Raw genomic sequence first — 14,399 nt, 5'->3', positions numbered from 1 at the left:
AGGTTATTATATGATTTGGTCTTTAATCGTCGGTGGTATATTAGGATGGCTTGCGAGCTTAATTACTGGAAAAGACGTACCTGGTGGTGTAATTGGTAATATTATTGCTGGTATTATCGGTTCTTGGGTTGGTTCGAAATTACTTGGTAGTTTTGGTCCAGTCATTGGCGGATATGCAATTATTCCAGCTTTAATCGGTGCGATCATTTTAATTTTCATCGTAAGCTTCTTATTACGAGCAATGCGAAAATGAATGTAAGGACTGTTTACATTTGTAAGCAGTCCTTTTTATATGTTATGCTAGTATTATACAATCAGGAGGTGTCAGCATTGAAAACATTCACAGTAAATTTCCATCAAGAAGATAATGCTAAAGCGACAACAGTACATAAATTAAGTGAAGAGGACTTTAACAAAGCAACAGAAAAAGGCACTCGTCATCTATTTGATTTAGATACAAACGTTGGATTCTTCGTATTCTTTGATGCAGAAGATGCAGAAGGAAACGATCAATACTTAATGTTACAATACGAAGGTGATCATGAAGAGCCAACTGCGTGCTACGGATTTGATTTAAAACTATACTATCAATTTTTAGCACTGTACTTAAACGATCTTGAGTTCCAAGGTGAAACAGATGAGGAAGAGGAAGAATACGGTCCAATTCATCATTTAGCGCATTTACTTTATCATATTGTTGAAGATGGTAAATCAATCGAAGTGTAATATACATATTTGAAGCTGCCCTTTTTGGGCAGCTTTTTTATATGACATTGGAATGGTGTACTGTGAGCTAAATAAAGTGAAACTTTAATCAGTGGGGTGTTCATCCCCACTGATTATCAGCCCTCACCAATCGGGCTTTTACGGACAGCAGGGCCCCCACCTAACTTCTTTGTTTCCGCTGAATTTTGAGGTGGGGATCTTACTGCCCGGCAAATAGCGGGATAAATTAATAATAGAAATTTATTTATTACTTTCATGTTAGCATCGTAAAACACCTGTTATAATGATTGTAATTAAATTCATGGAGGCTAATTTTATGCTTGTAGATGTAAAAGCTTTTATTAAAGCTGCAGGTTTAACATGTATTTCATCATTAAGTGGAGATAACACGTTTGCTTATAATTTTGAAACTGTAAAAAATACTATCGCTACATTTTTTAAGAAGCTAAGATTTACCGTATAATTTTATTTTAACCAGTAGGAAAAGAGTAATCACTTCCTACTGGTTTTTTTCTGTTTCAAGGAGCTGTTGTGAGAGCATGTTTTAAGTTATAGATAGAGGATATTATCATTGAGAAGAGAAGGTTTAAATAAGGAGATGAAAATGGTTTCGTTTATCAGGAGGTAGTTACTTCGGATATAACAGACTTGGTTACTTTTTAGAAACAGCTTTTGTAATATATTTTGTACAAGCTTTTGGAGAGAGTGAAGCACTGACTTTTTTGGAACAAACATAATTTGAAAAGTAGTGTAATGGGTTGGTTAACGAAATGAATAAGATGCAATAGGGGGTAAAGATGATGAAAATATATTTAAAAATAGTTATGTTATTTTTGGTGTTTACATGTATGTTTGCGCTAGCCGCATGTAAAGAGACAGACGAAAAAAAGGAAACAAATCCAACCTCGGAAAATAATAAAAATGAACAGAGTAATTTTTCAGAAGAACAGAAAAATCCTGAAGCAAAACCAAGCAATGAAAAAACAACAAAACCATCGCCTGACCCAGATTCGAAAAATAGAACACTTAATCAAAAATCAATTAACCACGTTAAAGATTTGTTTGAACTCGCAAAAGAAGGAAAAGTACCTAATGTACCATTTGGAGCCCATACAGGGGATATTGAAGAAATTGAAAAAGCGTGGGGGAAAGCAAATAAAACCGAATATGCAGGGAACGGAATGTACGCAACTTTTACAAATAAAAATATTGTTTTCGGATTTAATAAAGGGTCACAAGTTTTTGATGTACGCTCATATCATGCAGAACTAAAATTGATTACATTACAAGAAATTGAAAAAGCATTAGGAAAACCATCTTCAGTTAAAGAGAATGGTGAAGATAAAATATATGTATACAAAGTAAATAACCAGTATGAGCTGAAATTTGTCATTCCAAAATCGACTGGTAAGGTAGATCATATTTCTGTATTTTCACCAGAGGATAGTATTAATAAAATGGCAGGATAAGAAATTAAGTGATTTCAAAAACACCTCACTTTCCTTAAATGAGGTGTTTTTAGTTGTAAATAAGGAACGTCTCCTGCCATATAAAACATACTTTCATACGCGAAATACTTCACTTTTGTTTTTTAATATTCATCCAATAAGAAATATTGATCTACTGAAAAAGTAGTAACCTATAAATTATGTGTAGGCTGGTTCGTGATTTTTTTACGTTCTAAATTTTGAACAAACAGTGCTTGAACAATACCTCCAATTAATAAGAAACTAGCACAAATATAAAACAGCATACTTCCATTTAACTTACTTAATAAAACTGCACCAATAACTGGTCCGCACGTTCGAGATATATCCCAGTGTATACCGTAAATTGAAAAATATAAACCACGTTTATTGTGAGGTGCAATTTCTGAAACGAATCGTAATAAGTGGTTTAGAGCAATACTTTCTCCAATGACTAAAAAGAGTAAGGTGAAGAATAACGACAATATCGTCGTTGAATAACTAAAGCCAACTGCAGCTATTGTATAGCAGGCGTAAGAAATAAGGATGATTTTCGCCATAGAAAATCGTTCAGACCATTTTACGAGGAAGATTTGTAGTATGATTTCCAAAATGGCTTTGCATGTTGAAATAAATGCGAGTATGAATACGAGATTAGGAAATACATGTTCTGCAAAAATACGATAATTCGTCTCAGTTTGTGCATAAAAAAAGCTAATAGGGAGTGTAGAAACCATAAGACCGAATATAGCATAATGTTTAAAAATAAATTGCTTTGGTGAACTTGCCTCAACTGTTTGTTTCGACTTACTCATAGGTGGAACGGTTTCTGGGAGCTGGGTCCAAACAACAACGGCATATATCGTAAGGGTTACACTTTGCACGATAAATAAATATTCTGGGTGAGTATTATAAAAACATGCACCGATTAAAGGGCCGACTACGGATCCAATTGCTCCCATCGTTTGTAGGAGAGCAAAAATTTCTGCTTGCTGCTCTTGTTTTGTTAAATCAGCAATTTGTGCACGCTGAGCTGGAATGTATAAGGAACGGCCAATACCATTAATGACATATAACAGTGCAAATATAAAAACAGATTGAGCGAAAACGAAACTGCCGATTGCAACACCTTGTAGTAATAATCCGAGTAACATAATCTTTTTTCGGCCATATTTATCAGTAATTCCTCCTTTCTATATTGAAATGATAAGATGAAAGGAGAGTTGGAAAAAGGGTAGAGACTATAGGGAGGATTTTTCACCTTTTAGGGGGAGTATGATGTTTATTTTAGATCAATACATTGAACTATGGATTGCTTATGGAAAAGGAAAAAAAGAGGGAGAACGATTGGAAGTAACAGTGCAAAATATATCTGGTACATTATTTTGTACAGAGCGCAATAGTAAGTTAATTATAAAAAAATTAGATGAGTTAAATTGGATCAAGTGGTTTCCAGGTCGCGGCAGAGGAAATCGGTCTAAGTTAATATTTCAAAAGCACCCGATATCTTTAATTTTAGATAGAGGAAAAGAAATAACGAAAAAAGGGGATGTGAAAAGCGGAAGTATATTTGTGGAACGCTATAGCTCACATTTTCCATCAGTAAAGGGAGAATATCATTCCTGGGTGGATTCAATATTTGGTCATAAGGTTGAAATGACATCTGAAGGGAGAAGAGATGTACTCCGGTTGCAAGTACAAATGAATTTAGATATCACATTAGATCCTGTATACGCTACAATGCGCTCAGAATGCCATATGGTAAAACATATATTCGACACACTCGTGTATGTAGACGGTAATACAAACATTATAGAGCCAAGACTTGCATTTCACTGGGAATATAATGACGCTGAAAAAATATGGACGTTTTACTTACGAAAAGGAGTTCACTTTCATAATGGAAAACAACTTACTGCACATGATGTTATATACTCGTTGAATCGATTTATGAAGCTGGAAAATAATGCACACGCATGGATGTTACAACACGTTGAAAGTATCCGTTCAGTGGATGACTACGTTTTCGAAATTCAATTACATACAGAAAATCGAATGTTTTTACATATGCTAAGTGCAGAACAGTGTTCTATCGTGAATGAAGATGAAGCAGGAGGGCTAATTGGAACCGGGCCTTTTCAATTATATAAAAGTAATGAAAATCTGTTCATTTTAGAAGGACATCCTTTATATTTTCGTGAAAGACCTTTTTTAGATCGTGTTGAGTTGTGGAATGTAGAACAAGGTGTAGGTACATACGATGTTTTAGTAAAGGCGCAGTATAAAGATAAAGAAAAACATAATAAAGAATTGTCTCGGCTTGAGTCGAACGTGACATATATAACATGTAATCTTACGAAAGAAGGACCAATGCAAGATGAGTTATTTCGGAAAGCGTTATATAACATCATTCATGGTTATACAATCGTTCAAGAACTCGGCGGAGAACGTGGAGAAGTGGCAAAAAAACTAATATTAGCAGGTGAAAGCATTGTAGAGATTGAGGAAGATGTAGAAAGTTTAATTAAAAGGAGTACTTATCATAATGAAGTGCTACAACTCTACACATTTACAGGACGAGATCATGTTGAAGATGCACAGTGGATACAAAAAGAGTGTGCGAAATATGGGATTCGTGTAGAAAATAATTTTCTTGATATAGAAGAGCTATTGGAAGTAAGTACGATACAAAAGGCCGATATGATGCATGATAGTGCCACAATTAGTGAACGAATAGAAGATAGTCTATTATATATGTTTCTTACAAAAAATAGTTTTATTCATGGACAAAGCAGCATGGACTTTCATGAAAAGTTGTCTCCTTATTTTAGACAAGAAGAATTAGAGAAAAGAGTTACACTGTTACGTGATATCGAGGATACTTTGTTACGTCAAATTCATATTATTCCTTTATATCGTAATAAACAAGAGGTAAGTACACATGAAAAAGTTCAAAATATAATGATTAATTCACAAGGTTGGATTGATTTTTATAATATTTGGTTTAAGTCTTGATATATAAGGGCTTTTGCACATTTTCATAAGGTGTGTAAGAGCCTTTTTTGTATGTAGGAATAGGTTTGTTTTACACATTGTTACGCTACTTGTGATAAAAGTTTATTTACAGCGTAACAGTGTTATGTTACATTATTATCAGGAAGGAGTGTTATACAGTTGAGTACAGATTTAATTTCAAAAAAAGATTTATTAGAACTAACTGGTATTTCATATGGACAGTTATATAGGTGGAAAAGAAAAAATTTAATTCCGGAAGATTGGTTTGTACGAAAATCAACGTTTACAGGTCAAGAGACATTTTTTCCGAAAGAAAAGATATTAGAGCGTATCGATAAAATCCAAACGATGAAAGAGGATTTATCACTTGATGAACTAGCTAACATGTTTTCACCGAGTGTGAGAGAAATTCTTTTAACAAAGGAAGACATTTTACGCAAGGGGATTGCATCAGAACCAGTTTTACAATTTTTCATAGAACAAACGAATAAAAGAGCAGATTTTCAATTTGTAGATATTCTTTATGTGTACATGTTAGAAGAATTACTACAATCAGGAGAGATTAGTTTAGAAGAAGGAAAAATGGTCTTGCAAGTTTTACGTGAAAATTATGAAGCAATTAAACATAAAACTTGTGACTTAATCATTGTCCGAAAGTTAGGGATTTCTACATGTTTATTAGTTTCAAACGTGGACGATTTAATTTTTGAAAAAGGCACCAAAATCGTTTTACGCGAAGCGATTATGAAATATACCGAAGCATTAAAAACTAAATTGTTGTAGTGGAGGAGAAAGTATGCGTACAGATAATTTGATTATAAATGGTTACGGTTCATCGAATGGCGGCGAGTTTCATAAAGTGCAATTAAACGGAAAAGGAACTGTGAATGGAAATGTTGAATGTGAGCAATTTGAATGTAACGGTTACGGTGCAGTTACTGGCAATTTGAAAAGTAGTAGTGCACGAATTAGCGGATCTGGTAAAGTTGATGGCACAGTTCATGCTGAAACGATGCGAATTGATGGAAAAGCAACAATTACGCAAAATGTAAAAGCAAACAGTTTGAAAATTGCAGGAAAAGGTACGATAGGTGGAAATGTCACTGGTGAAGAATTTAAAGTCAATGGTCAAGCTACAATTGACGGTAATTGTGAAGTGGATACTTTTTCTTCAGAAGGACAATTTACAATCGGTGGTTTATTAAACGCAGATGAAATTAATATAAATATTCACGGTACATGTCGAGCGAAAGAAATTGGTGGTCAAACGATTAAAGTAAGACATAGATCAGGTACATTTAGTAGGCTATTTAAAACAGTGTTTGGCTTGCAGTTAGAAGCTGAACTATTAGAAGGTGACAATATCGATATTGATTATGCTCACATAAGAACGGTAAGAGGAAACAATGTTACAGTAGGAGCAAACTGTGAGATTGAACTGATTGAATATACTGGTGTTCTTACTGTTGATAAAAATGCAAATGTAAAAGAAATTAAGCAGGTTTAACGGAAGGGAGAAATCAGTATGGAACATCCACATAGTCTGACAGTAAATGGTTCTGGTAATTCAGCAGGCGGAGATTATAATAAAGTGAAGATTCGCGGTGAAGGAACAATTACGAATGATATGAGTTGTAATGAGTTTAAAACGTACGGAACGAGTGATGTACGCGGTAATGTGAAAGTGAAAAATTATGTCGTGTATGGAGATAACGAAGTACAAGGAAATGTAGATGCGGAATATGTAAAAGTATATGGTAATACACAAATTCATGGTGATGCTCATATTGAAAAAACAAAAGTTAGAGGTATGATAAATATTGAAGGAAAGTTTTCAGGTGATTTCGTAGATGTAAAAGGTGCTTTAAATGTAAAGGGAGATATTGAAGTAGAAGATTTATCATTAACTGGTGGTCTTGAAAGTGATGGATTACTTAATGCTGAAAATATTGAAATTTCACTTCGTTATGAAGGCAGTAAGATAAGAGAAATTGGTGGTAAAAAAATTACCGTTCGTAAAAAGGCGAGATTTATTCCTTTTACTAGTCATGCTGGGAGCCTCCAAACTTCGATTGTTGAAGGAGATGATATCTATTTAGAACATACGATCGCTGAAGTGGTAAGAGGCAACAACGTCACAATTGGTCCTGGATGTGAAATTAGTGTTGTAGAATATCATACTAGTTTTAATCAAAAAGGTAATGCAGTCGTAAAAGAACATAAACAAATATAAGTAGTATGAGGGAGAGCAAGAGATATGGTTGAGAAGAATAATAAGCTCGGCTTTGTTGTGGCGGGCTTATTGCTAGGTATTTTAATGGCATCGATGGATAATACCATTGTTGTAACGGCGATGGGAACAATCGTTGGTGACTTAGGAGGCCTTGAAAACTTTGTATGGGTCGTTTCTGCCTATATGGTCGCAGAAATGGCAGGCATGCCGATTTTCGGTAAGCTATCAGATATGTATGGTAGAAAGAGATTCTTTATTTTCGGTTTAATTGTCTTTATGATTGGTTCGGCACTTTGTGGTACTGCTGAAAATATTACACAGTTAGGTATTTATCGTGCCATTCAAGGTATTGGTGGCGGGGCATTAGTGCCGATCGCGTTTACTATCGTTTTTGATATTTTTCCACCTGAAAAACGCGGGAAAATGGGTGGTTTATTCGGAGCTGTATTTGGATTATCTAGTATTTTCGGGCCATTACTTGGCGCATATATTACCGATTACATTAGCTGGCACTGGGTATTTTATATTAACTTACCACTTGGCATTTTAGCACTTATTTTTATTACATTCTTTTATAAAGAATCACGCGTTCATAGAAAGCAAAAAATTGATTGGTTTGGCGCAATTACTTTAGTTGGTGCAGTAGTTTCTTTAATGTTTGCGCTTGAACTAGGCGGACAAAAATATGATTGGGATTCTAGCTTTATTTTAAGTTTATTTGGTGGATTCGCTATTTTAATCATCGCATTCATTTTTATTGAACGAAAAGTAGAAGAACCAATTATTTCATTTGAGATGTTTAAGCAGCGCTTATTCGGAATGAGTACAATTATTGCATTATGTTACGGTGCTGCATTTATGTCAGCAACTGTTTACATTCCGTTATTCATTCAAGGTGTATACGGCGGGACTGCAACAAACTCAGGATTATTACTTTTACCTATGATGCTAGGATCAGTCGTAACAGCGCAGTTAGGTGGATTTTTAACGACTAAGCTGAGCTACCGAAACATTATGATTATTTCTGCTGTTATTATGTTAATCGGATTATTCTTATTAAGTACATTAACGCCAGAAACAAGTCGTGTATTATTAACAGTTTATATGATTATTATCGGATTTGGAGTAGGTTTCTCATTCTCTGTACTAAGTATGGCTTCAATTCATAACTTCGGTATGGAACAGCGTGGATCTGCGACTTCAACGAGTAACTTCATTCGTTCATTAGGAATGACACTAGGTATTACAATCTTCGGAATGATCCAAAGAACAGGTTTCCAAGATCAATTAGAAGAAGCATTTAAAGGGATGAGCGGGGGAATGAATACAAAATTAGGGGATTCAAGAGCCATTTTATCAGAATCGGCAAGATCTCAAATCCCTCCGCAAATATTAGATAAAATTATTGACGCTCTTTCTAGTTCAATTGTTCAAACATTCATGTGGGCATTGGTACCAGCTGGATTAGCATTCATATTCATTTTCTTTATGGGAAATGAGCGTATGGTAATTAAGAAAGAACAAATGAATAAAAAGAGTGAAACATCAAAAGCGTAATGAAAAAGCTCCTTTCCAATTGGAAAGGAGCTTTTTCGTATGTACGGTGTTAGATTAGCCTTCGATAATTTCGTATTCTTCGTCTGCAAGTAATAAAATTTGCGTTTTCTTGCCTTTGTTTTGAACTTCGATTACATCGTATGCGCCTAAGTCTCTTACTTTGCTTTGAGAAGCGTTAACCATAACTTCAATAGAATCAATTAAGATATCTTCTTCAATATATGATTCAGGCAATGCCATATCTTCAGTATCTAATACACACGCATATAGATTTTGTAAATTTTCAGTAGTTGGGTTTTGTTCCTCAACATCAATGATATTTTTTACTGCATCCATATTTTCTTCTTTTGCTTGGTACACTTTAATTTTAGCCATAATTTTAATCTCCTTTATAACGTAATCGTAGAGGCTACACCTCATTATAACGTTTTTTTTATGAAAGATGAAATTGTTATATGTATTTATAGTAAAAATTATGTGTCCTTACTCAAAATTGGTGTAATTTCCATATAAATGTACAAGTAGGTAACGATAATGTTACGTTAAAGTTATATTGTCCAAGCTTTTCTTATTTTCTTCTCATATATATGTAGTAGCAATTCTATATAGAGAAGGGATGGAGTGTAAGTGGGTTGTGAACCGAGAGTTTCTAGAGATTTTGTTCAAGTACCTGAACTGGTAGGTTTTCGATTACTTTTATCACATCCAGCTGGAGACCCTTTAAACTACGGATTATTATTTATTAATTTTCCTGATACGATTTTTATTTTTATATTGGCATCAAGCGGATACCTTTCCATTTCGAACTGTTTAAAAATAGAGGGCGGAACTGGTGATGCCGAAATAGAAGAGATAAAAAAATGATAGAGGATGACGTTAACACGTACAAATCAGTTGTTAAATTGACTAAAGTATATAAGAACGGTGAGACGGAATCTTTTATTTATAAAAATGAGTTATAATACATGTATTTAAATGCACCCTCAAACTATTGTTGAGGGTTGTTACATAATTAATTATGTTGGTCCTTCAAACCGTTTGTTAACGGGTAAGAAATATATTTATTGTTGACTTATTTTATAGGTTGATCATTTCATAGTTAGTAGATGTTATAATCATTTTATGTTTACTGATATTTTATAAATATTCGAAGTTTTAATTTAATAGTCAATTGCTTTTATGATGAACAGGTGGGTATGTATATGAATACGAATTATGGAGCGCTCATGAAAATGTTAAGAGTAGTTGATTCTAAAGAAGGCGGGAATGTAAATGATATATGAAGCGAATATACATACAAGAAAAAAACTAGTTTCTATGTTTGAGGATTTCAATAACGTTGTTTTACTTTCTTATTTACAAGGGCATATGGGTACTGCTTGGGTAAATGACCTTGAAAATCCAAAAGTAGCACAAGTTACGGTAGGGATTTTTACATTTTACGCTGGAGACCCAAATACGAAAGAAACAGAAGAGTTATTACGTAATATTCCAGAAAGAATTTTAGTTATCGTAAATAGTGAAGAGTGGAAACAACGCTTAGAAACATTCCATGAAAGAAAAATAGATAAGTTTTTACGTTATAAATTCAAACGAAATCCAGAAGTTTTTAATCGTTCAAAATTACAATCTTTTATATCAACACTTCCAAAAGAATATGAGTTAAGAAGAATAGATGAGCATATCGCAAATAGCCCCAAATTACATAAGATATCTGAAGATTTTACAAGTCAATTTCATTCGGTAGAAGATTATATAAACCGTGGTATAGGTTATAGCATTTTATATAACGGAGAAGTTGTATGCGGTGCATCCTCGTATAGTATTTATAATGACGGGATTGAAATTGAAGTTGCGACTGATCACAATCATAGAAGAGAGGGCTTGGCAACTGTAGTTAGTGCAGCTATTATATTGGATTGCTTAGAAAATGGAAAGTATCCAAACTGGGACGCAGCGAATACTACATCTGCTAAACTAGCAGAAAAGTTAGGATATGAATTTGATAAGGCATATGATACTTATTTTGTAGATAATAGATGAGTGAAGGAGTTACATACTAAAAAATAAATACGCCCTAGTACGTAAGCCTAGGGCGTATTTATTAGTTGGTAAATATCTTCATAACAATTTTATCATATTTTATCTTTTGAATGTTTGGAATTAAAGATATTTATGTGACTTTTTGAAAAAATAAAAGAGCAGCTAGCAAAAGCTAACTGCTCTTCTCCAAGGGGGAATGGAGAAATACAATCATGTTACCTATAGTATTGACAGAACATTGAGTTTTAATCAGCCATTTATAAAAGGAGAGATAAAATATCTTTGATTAATCCTTAGCTCCAATTAGGAGTACTGATAGAAAAACGATTGAGAATATATTTTTTTATTACATTTACAATTTGAAGAGTAGAACGTGTTTATCGTAATTCTCCAAACACCAATTATATTTTTTTAGAATGATTGGATGGACTGCTTCTTTCGTAGTATCGACTTCAGTATATCCATATTTCTTATAAAAGTTTTCTAATTCCTCAAAAGGAAGACAATATACATTTTGTATTTGTGATTTTTTTGCAGTTTCTACTAAAAATGAAACAAGCTCACCAGCTAATTGTAGCCCTCTAAATTGAGGCAGAATAAAAATTCCGCCCATTTCTAAAGTATCTTCATCTATTTGGACTAATCGGCCAACACCTGCATACTCGTTGTTATATGTAATAATTGCAACTTTATCTCTCTTTAAATCACTCCGTACAAATCCTATTGAGTCATATTGGTTATTAATCCATTCTAAATCGTTAGATGTGGCCAATTGAATACTCATATACATCCTCCTTCGGAATACTAGCGCTCTCTTCATTATATAGAACATAAGATACTATATCAAAAGAACCTTGAGATAGCACATTTGTTTAAGTTATTAGTTAAAAGTGTGGGATTGCTGGCATTGAAATCATGGCTTCACCAAACATAGGATAATAATCTTGTGAATTTAGTGTTACATAGTCAAAATAAAAATTAGTTTATGTGTTCGGTAACGTACGATTGTTTAAGTGTAGAGAAAATCATAGGGTTATTTTAATTAGTAGCTACTGTATTCATTGAAGCTATTAAGGAAATGTGGTAATCGCCAGCCCTAGTGATACAAATCATATTAGGATTTAGTAAAAAAAATTCTTCCTGAAAAAGAGGGGGATTAAAGATAAGAGCACTTCGAAAAGTGCCCTTCAGTAACGACTACTCATTCTAAAAAGAGAGGATGCAATATATCATATGAAGTTAAGTGTATTTAAGTATGGGTCTTTTATATAAATGTGAAATAAAAGAGGGTTGTCTTCTTATTAGAAGGCAGCTTTTTGTTATTACAAAAAAGAATTAGAAATAAAATATAAATTCAGTTACTTGTCCAAACAATTTTTTAAAAAATACATAAAATGCTAGTAGTTAGCCAATATTTTTATATTGCTAATTTTTTAGACTAAAAGGGGTGATTTTATGTGTGATTGTGAAGTTTGTAGAAGAAAGAAAAAACGTGATCCATTAAATCGGGGTTCTGAACCAAAAAAACAGGATTCCGAATCAGTGAATTCTTATTCATTTAGTAAAAATGCAAATTTTTTAGAAGAAGCTATACAAACAGATGAAATCGATCAAGTTTCTGAGGAATATATTGAAATAGTAGATTCAGCAGATGTACAAGTTACGACTACAGATACAAAAGCTGCACTATCTATCCAAGCCGCGTTACAAGCAGCTATTGTGGTTGTAGTAAGTATTTCTATAGCAGATAGTGAAAAGGCAGATAAAATAACACAAGAATTGTTTCAAAAATCATCTATTAAACAAATTAATAGACAAAAAACATTTATTAAAAATTCCAGAAACGTAACCGTAACAACTACTGATACAGATATTGCAGTGAATATTCAAATTCTGCTTCAAATTTTATTAGCGTTACTAGTTAAACTAAACATTTTATAAAGTGTCTATCCTATTTATATTTAGCTATAAGGGTTCACACTAAGTAAATATTTTTTGTTGTAATATGTGGTACAAGCTTGGACTTTCTCATTATGACCGAATTAATATTCAAGATTGATGGGAAATTAAGTGTGGAAAACTACACAATAACAAAGGTGAACCTATTATTTAACAGTGAATAAAACTTATATATGTGAAGTAAAGGAAAGCTGTCTTCGTATTAGAAGACAGCTTTTTAATTTTATTAGTAAAAAGCCGTGAAAATAAAAGATTAAGTTACTTGTCCAAGCATTTTTTATTTAAATACATATAATGCTGGTAGTTAATCTAAATTTTTATAGAAAACTGATAGGAGTGAATATTGTAAATGGATGATTTAAATAAGTTTTCTTCCTTTAAGTTTGATAAGGATCAAAAGAATATAATTATAGACCTTTTACTCTCAGATATTTTTAATAGGCATGGGATAAATGAAGAAAAACTAAAAAATTTATCGCCAGAAAAAAAGCAGCAAATTAAAAGTATTGTTTCTGAAATACAATCACAAGTTAATAATTATTTAGATTGAAAGGGGGTGAATGTATGAAGAAAACATGTCATTCAGATGAAAATAAAAGGTGGAGTGCATTAGACTCCTCAAATCCTCATCCATCTTTTAAAAATGATACCGTTTCAGAAGCTGCAGCACAAGAAAGTAAAACTTACCAAATTTCTGAAGAATCTATTACAATTGTAGATTCAGCAGATGTAGAAGTTACGACTACAGATACAAAAGCTGCGTTATCTATTCAAGCTGCATTACAAGCAGCTATCGTGGTTATAATAAGTATTTCTATAGCAGATAGTGAAAAAGCTGACCGTGTAGCACAAGAATTGTTTCAAAAATCATCTATTAAACAAATTAATAAACAAGAAACTGTTATTAGAAATTCTAGAAATGTTACAGTTACGACTACAGATACAGACATAGCAGTAAATGTTCAAATTCTTCTCCAAATTTTATTAGCTTTACTAGTAAAATTAAATATTTTATAAAATGTTTAACCTTTTTTAGATATAGTGCATCTTACAGGTAAATATTCACTGTTTTAATTATAGTACAGGCTATAAATATTTATCATAACTGGACTAATATTCAACATCACCAAAGTATGAATGTAAACAAACAATGTGATGGAAAATAAAGTTTGGTTATTTTACGAAAATTTAAAAGCCATTTCCTTTATTGGATTTGGCTTTTAAATTTTAAACAGTATAAATTTGAAAAGATAATATTAAGTTAAAGAAGTAAAATATACTGATACAAAATACTTATAAAATTACTCGTGTTATAGAAAAATAATAAGAAAAGGATGTTTAAAATAGAATCATTTTCATTAATAGTTCAAGTTTTGAAGAATAGTGCATACAATATAAAG

Annotated in this window: 16 protein-coding genes and 2 pseudogenes; 15 read left to right on the top strand and 3 right to left on the bottom strand. The window is 32.7% G+C overall.

The annotated features are described in order from the left end of the window. The first annotated feature begins 10 nt into the window (after positions 1 to 10). From NST86_RS14510 to NST86_RS14490, 5 genes and pseudogenes are all read left to right on the top strand, one after another. Positions 11 to 253 (top strand): GlsB/YeaQ/YmgE family stress response membrane protein, encoded by a 243-nt coding sequence (locus NST86_RS14510; protein ID WP_000638306.1) that lies wholly within the window; start codon positions 11 to 13, stop codon positions 251 to 253. Positions 254 to 330: 77 nt separating this feature from the next. Next, positions 331 to 726 carry a hypothetical protein gene (locus tag NST86_RS14505; RefSeq protein ID WP_000847587.1) on the top strand — a complete coding sequence of 132 codons (396 nt, stop codon included), beginning with the start codon at positions 331 to 333 and terminating at the stop codon, positions 724 to 726. Positions 727 to 1,042: 316 nt separating this feature from the next. Further along, on the top strand, positions 1,043 to 1,189 hold the full coding sequence (locus NST86_RS14500) for a hypothetical protein (RefSeq protein WP_000959548.1): 147 nt from the start codon (positions 1,043 to 1,045) through the stop codon (positions 1,187 to 1,189). Positions 1,190 to 1,328: 139 nt separating this feature from the next. After that, positions 1,329 to 1,500 (top strand): annotated as a pseudogene (locus NST86_RS14495) (aminopeptidase); the annotation flags it as partial. Between the two features lie 23 nt (positions 1,501 to 1,523). After that, on the top strand, positions 1,524 to 2,195 hold the full coding sequence (locus NST86_RS14490) for a YjgB family protein (protein ID WP_001987496.1): 672 nt from the start codon (positions 1,524 to 1,526) through the stop codon (positions 2,193 to 2,195). Positions 2,196 to 2,365: 170 nt separating this feature from the next. On the opposite strand, the gene NST86_RS14485 is transcribed toward NST86_RS14490, so the two are convergent. Further along, positions 2,366 to 3,376 (bottom strand): MDR family MFS transporter, encoded by a 1,011-nt coding sequence (locus NST86_RS14485; RefSeq protein WP_340934846.1) that lies wholly within the window; start codon positions 3,374 to 3,376, stop codon positions 2,366 to 2,368. Between the two features lie 94 nt (positions 3,377 to 3,470). On the opposite strand from NST86_RS14485, the gene NST86_RS14480 reads away from it, so the two are divergent. The 5 genes from NST86_RS14480 (at position 3,471) to NST86_RS14460 (ending at position 8,997) form a co-directional block, all read left to right on the top strand. Then, positions 3,471 to 5,207, top strand: a complete 1,737-nt coding sequence (locus tag NST86_RS14480; RefSeq protein ID WP_000470200.1) for an ABC transporter substrate-binding protein — start codon at positions 3,471 to 3,473, stop codon at positions 5,205 to 5,207. A 159-nt stretch (positions 5,208 to 5,366) separates the two neighbouring features. Continuing rightward, positions 5,367 to 5,990, top strand: a complete 624-nt coding sequence (locus NST86_RS14475) for a YhbD family protein (protein WP_000102244.1) — start codon at positions 5,367 to 5,369, stop codon at positions 5,988 to 5,990. A 13-nt stretch (positions 5,991 to 6,003) separates the two neighbouring features. Then, positions 6,004 to 6,714, top strand: coding sequence for a bactofilin family protein (locus NST86_RS14470; protein WP_001258387.1), 711 nt, complete (start codon positions 6,004 to 6,006; stop codon positions 6,712 to 6,714). Between the two features lie 18 nt (positions 6,715 to 6,732). Then, positions 6,733 to 7,440 (top strand): hypothetical protein, encoded by a 708-nt coding sequence (locus NST86_RS14465; protein WP_000400909.1) that lies wholly within the window; start codon positions 6,733 to 6,735, stop codon positions 7,438 to 7,440. Between the two features lie 24 nt (positions 7,441 to 7,464). Beyond that, a complete protein-coding gene (locus NST86_RS14460; RefSeq protein WP_016118086.1) occupies positions 7,465 to 8,997 on the top strand; it encodes an MDR family MFS transporter in 1,533 nt (510 codons plus the stop codon). Between the two features lie 54 nt (positions 8,998 to 9,051). On the opposite strand, the gene NST86_RS14455 is transcribed toward NST86_RS14460, so the two are convergent. Beyond that, on the bottom strand, positions 9,052 to 9,372 hold the full coding sequence (locus NST86_RS14455; protein ID WP_001062731.1) for a hypothetical protein: 321 nt from the start codon (positions 9,370 to 9,372) through the stop codon (positions 9,052 to 9,054). 261 nt (positions 9,373 to 9,633) lie between these two features. Here NST86_RS14455 and NST86_RS14450 point away from each other — a divergent pair. Both NST86_RS14450 and NST86_RS14445 read left to right on the top strand, forming a co-directional pair. Then, positions 9,634 to 9,959 (top strand): annotated as a pseudogene (locus tag NST86_RS14450) (BC_2878 family exosporium-associated protein); the annotation flags it as partial. A gap of 310 nt (positions 9,960 to 10,269) precedes the next feature. Beyond that, positions 10,270 to 11,040 (top strand): GNAT family N-acetyltransferase, encoded by a 771-nt coding sequence (locus NST86_RS14445; protein ID WP_016118084.1) that lies wholly within the window; start codon positions 10,270 to 10,272, stop codon positions 11,038 to 11,040. A gap of 352 nt (positions 11,041 to 11,392) precedes the next feature. Here NST86_RS14445 and NST86_RS14440 read toward each other — a convergent pair whose 3' ends face one another. Continuing rightward, positions 11,393 to 11,824, bottom strand: a complete 432-nt coding sequence (locus tag NST86_RS14440; RefSeq protein ID WP_000027151.1) for a GNAT family N-acetyltransferase — start codon at positions 11,822 to 11,824, stop codon at positions 11,393 to 11,395. Between the two features lie 671 nt (positions 11,825 to 12,495). Between NST86_RS14440 and NST86_RS14435 the strand changes: the two genes are divergently transcribed. From NST86_RS14435 to NST86_RS14425, 3 genes are all read left to right on the top strand, one after another. Further along, the gene (locus tag NST86_RS14435) at positions 12,496 to 12,981 is read left to right on the top strand and encodes a spore coat protein (RefSeq protein WP_000332786.1); all 486 of its coding nucleotides are present in this window, start codon (positions 12,496 to 12,498) and stop codon (positions 12,979 to 12,981) included. Between the two features lie 367 nt (positions 12,982 to 13,348). Next, on the top strand, positions 13,349 to 13,549 hold the full coding sequence (locus NST86_RS14430) for a spore coat protein W (protein WP_000342253.1): 201 nt from the start codon (positions 13,349 to 13,351) through the stop codon (positions 13,547 to 13,549). A 14-nt stretch (positions 13,550 to 13,563) separates the two neighbouring features. Then, positions 13,564 to 14,016, top strand: coding sequence for a spore coat protein (locus tag NST86_RS14425; protein WP_000750488.1), 453 nt, complete (start codon positions 13,564 to 13,566; stop codon positions 14,014 to 14,016). Positions 14,017 to 14,399 lie beyond the last annotated feature (383 nt).

The organism is Bacillus sp. FSL L8-0199 (assembly GCF_038005705.1).
Taxonomy (GTDB): Bacteria; Bacillota; Bacilli; order Bacillales; family Bacillaceae_G; genus Bacillus_A; species Bacillus_A cereus.
The sequence above is the reverse complement of the archived record's forward strand: the minus strand, read 5'-3'. Positions and strand labels throughout refer to the sequence as shown.

Bases quoted from the DNA above. Each gene is read 5' to 3' on its own strand.
- NST86_RS14455 (WP_001062731.1), bottom strand. From the start codon at position 9,372: ATGGCTAAAATTAAAGTGTACCAAGCAAAAGAAGAAAATATGGATGCA.
- NST86_RS14470 (WP_001258387.1), top strand. From the start codon at position 6,004: ATGCGTACAGATAATTTGATTATAAATGGTTACGGTTCATCGAATGGC.
- NST86_RS14490 (WP_001987496.1), top strand. From the start codon at position 1,524: ATGATGAAAATATATTTAAAAATAGTTATGTTATTTTTGGTGTTTACA.
- NST86_RS14460 (WP_016118086.1), top strand. From the start codon at position 7,465: ATGGTTGAGAAGAATAATAAGCTCGGCTTTGTTGTGGCGGGCTTATTG.
- NST86_RS14465 (WP_000400909.1), top strand. From the start codon at position 6,733: ATGGAACATCCACATAGTCTGACAGTAAATGGTTCTGGTAATTCAGCA.
- NST86_RS14435 (WP_000332786.1), top strand. From the start codon at position 12,496: ATGTGTGATTGTGAAGTTTGTAGAAGAAAGAAAAAACGTGATCCATTA.
- NST86_RS14445 (WP_016118084.1), top strand. From the start codon at position 10,270: ATGATATATGAAGCGAATATACATACAAGAAAAAAACTAGTTTCTATG.
- NST86_RS14510 (WP_000638306.1), top strand. From the start codon at position 11: ATGATTTGGTCTTTAATCGTCGGTGGTATATTAGGATGGCTTGCGAGC.
- NST86_RS14425 (WP_000750488.1), top strand. From the start codon at position 13,564: ATGAAGAAAACATGTCATTCAGATGAAAATAAAAGGTGGAGTGCATTA.
- NST86_RS14500 (WP_000959548.1), top strand. From the start codon at position 1,043: ATGCTTGTAGATGTAAAAGCTTTTATTAAAGCTGCAGGTTTAACATGT.
- NST86_RS14440 (WP_000027151.1), bottom strand. From the start codon at position 11,824: ATGAGTATTCAATTGGCCACATCTAACGATTTAGAATGGATTAATAAC.
- NST86_RS14480 (WP_000470200.1), top strand. From the start codon at position 3,471: ATGTTTATTTTAGATCAATACATTGAACTATGGATTGCTTATGGAAAA.
- NST86_RS14430 (WP_000342253.1), top strand. From the start codon at position 13,349: ATGGATGATTTAAATAAGTTTTCTTCCTTTAAGTTTGATAAGGATCAA.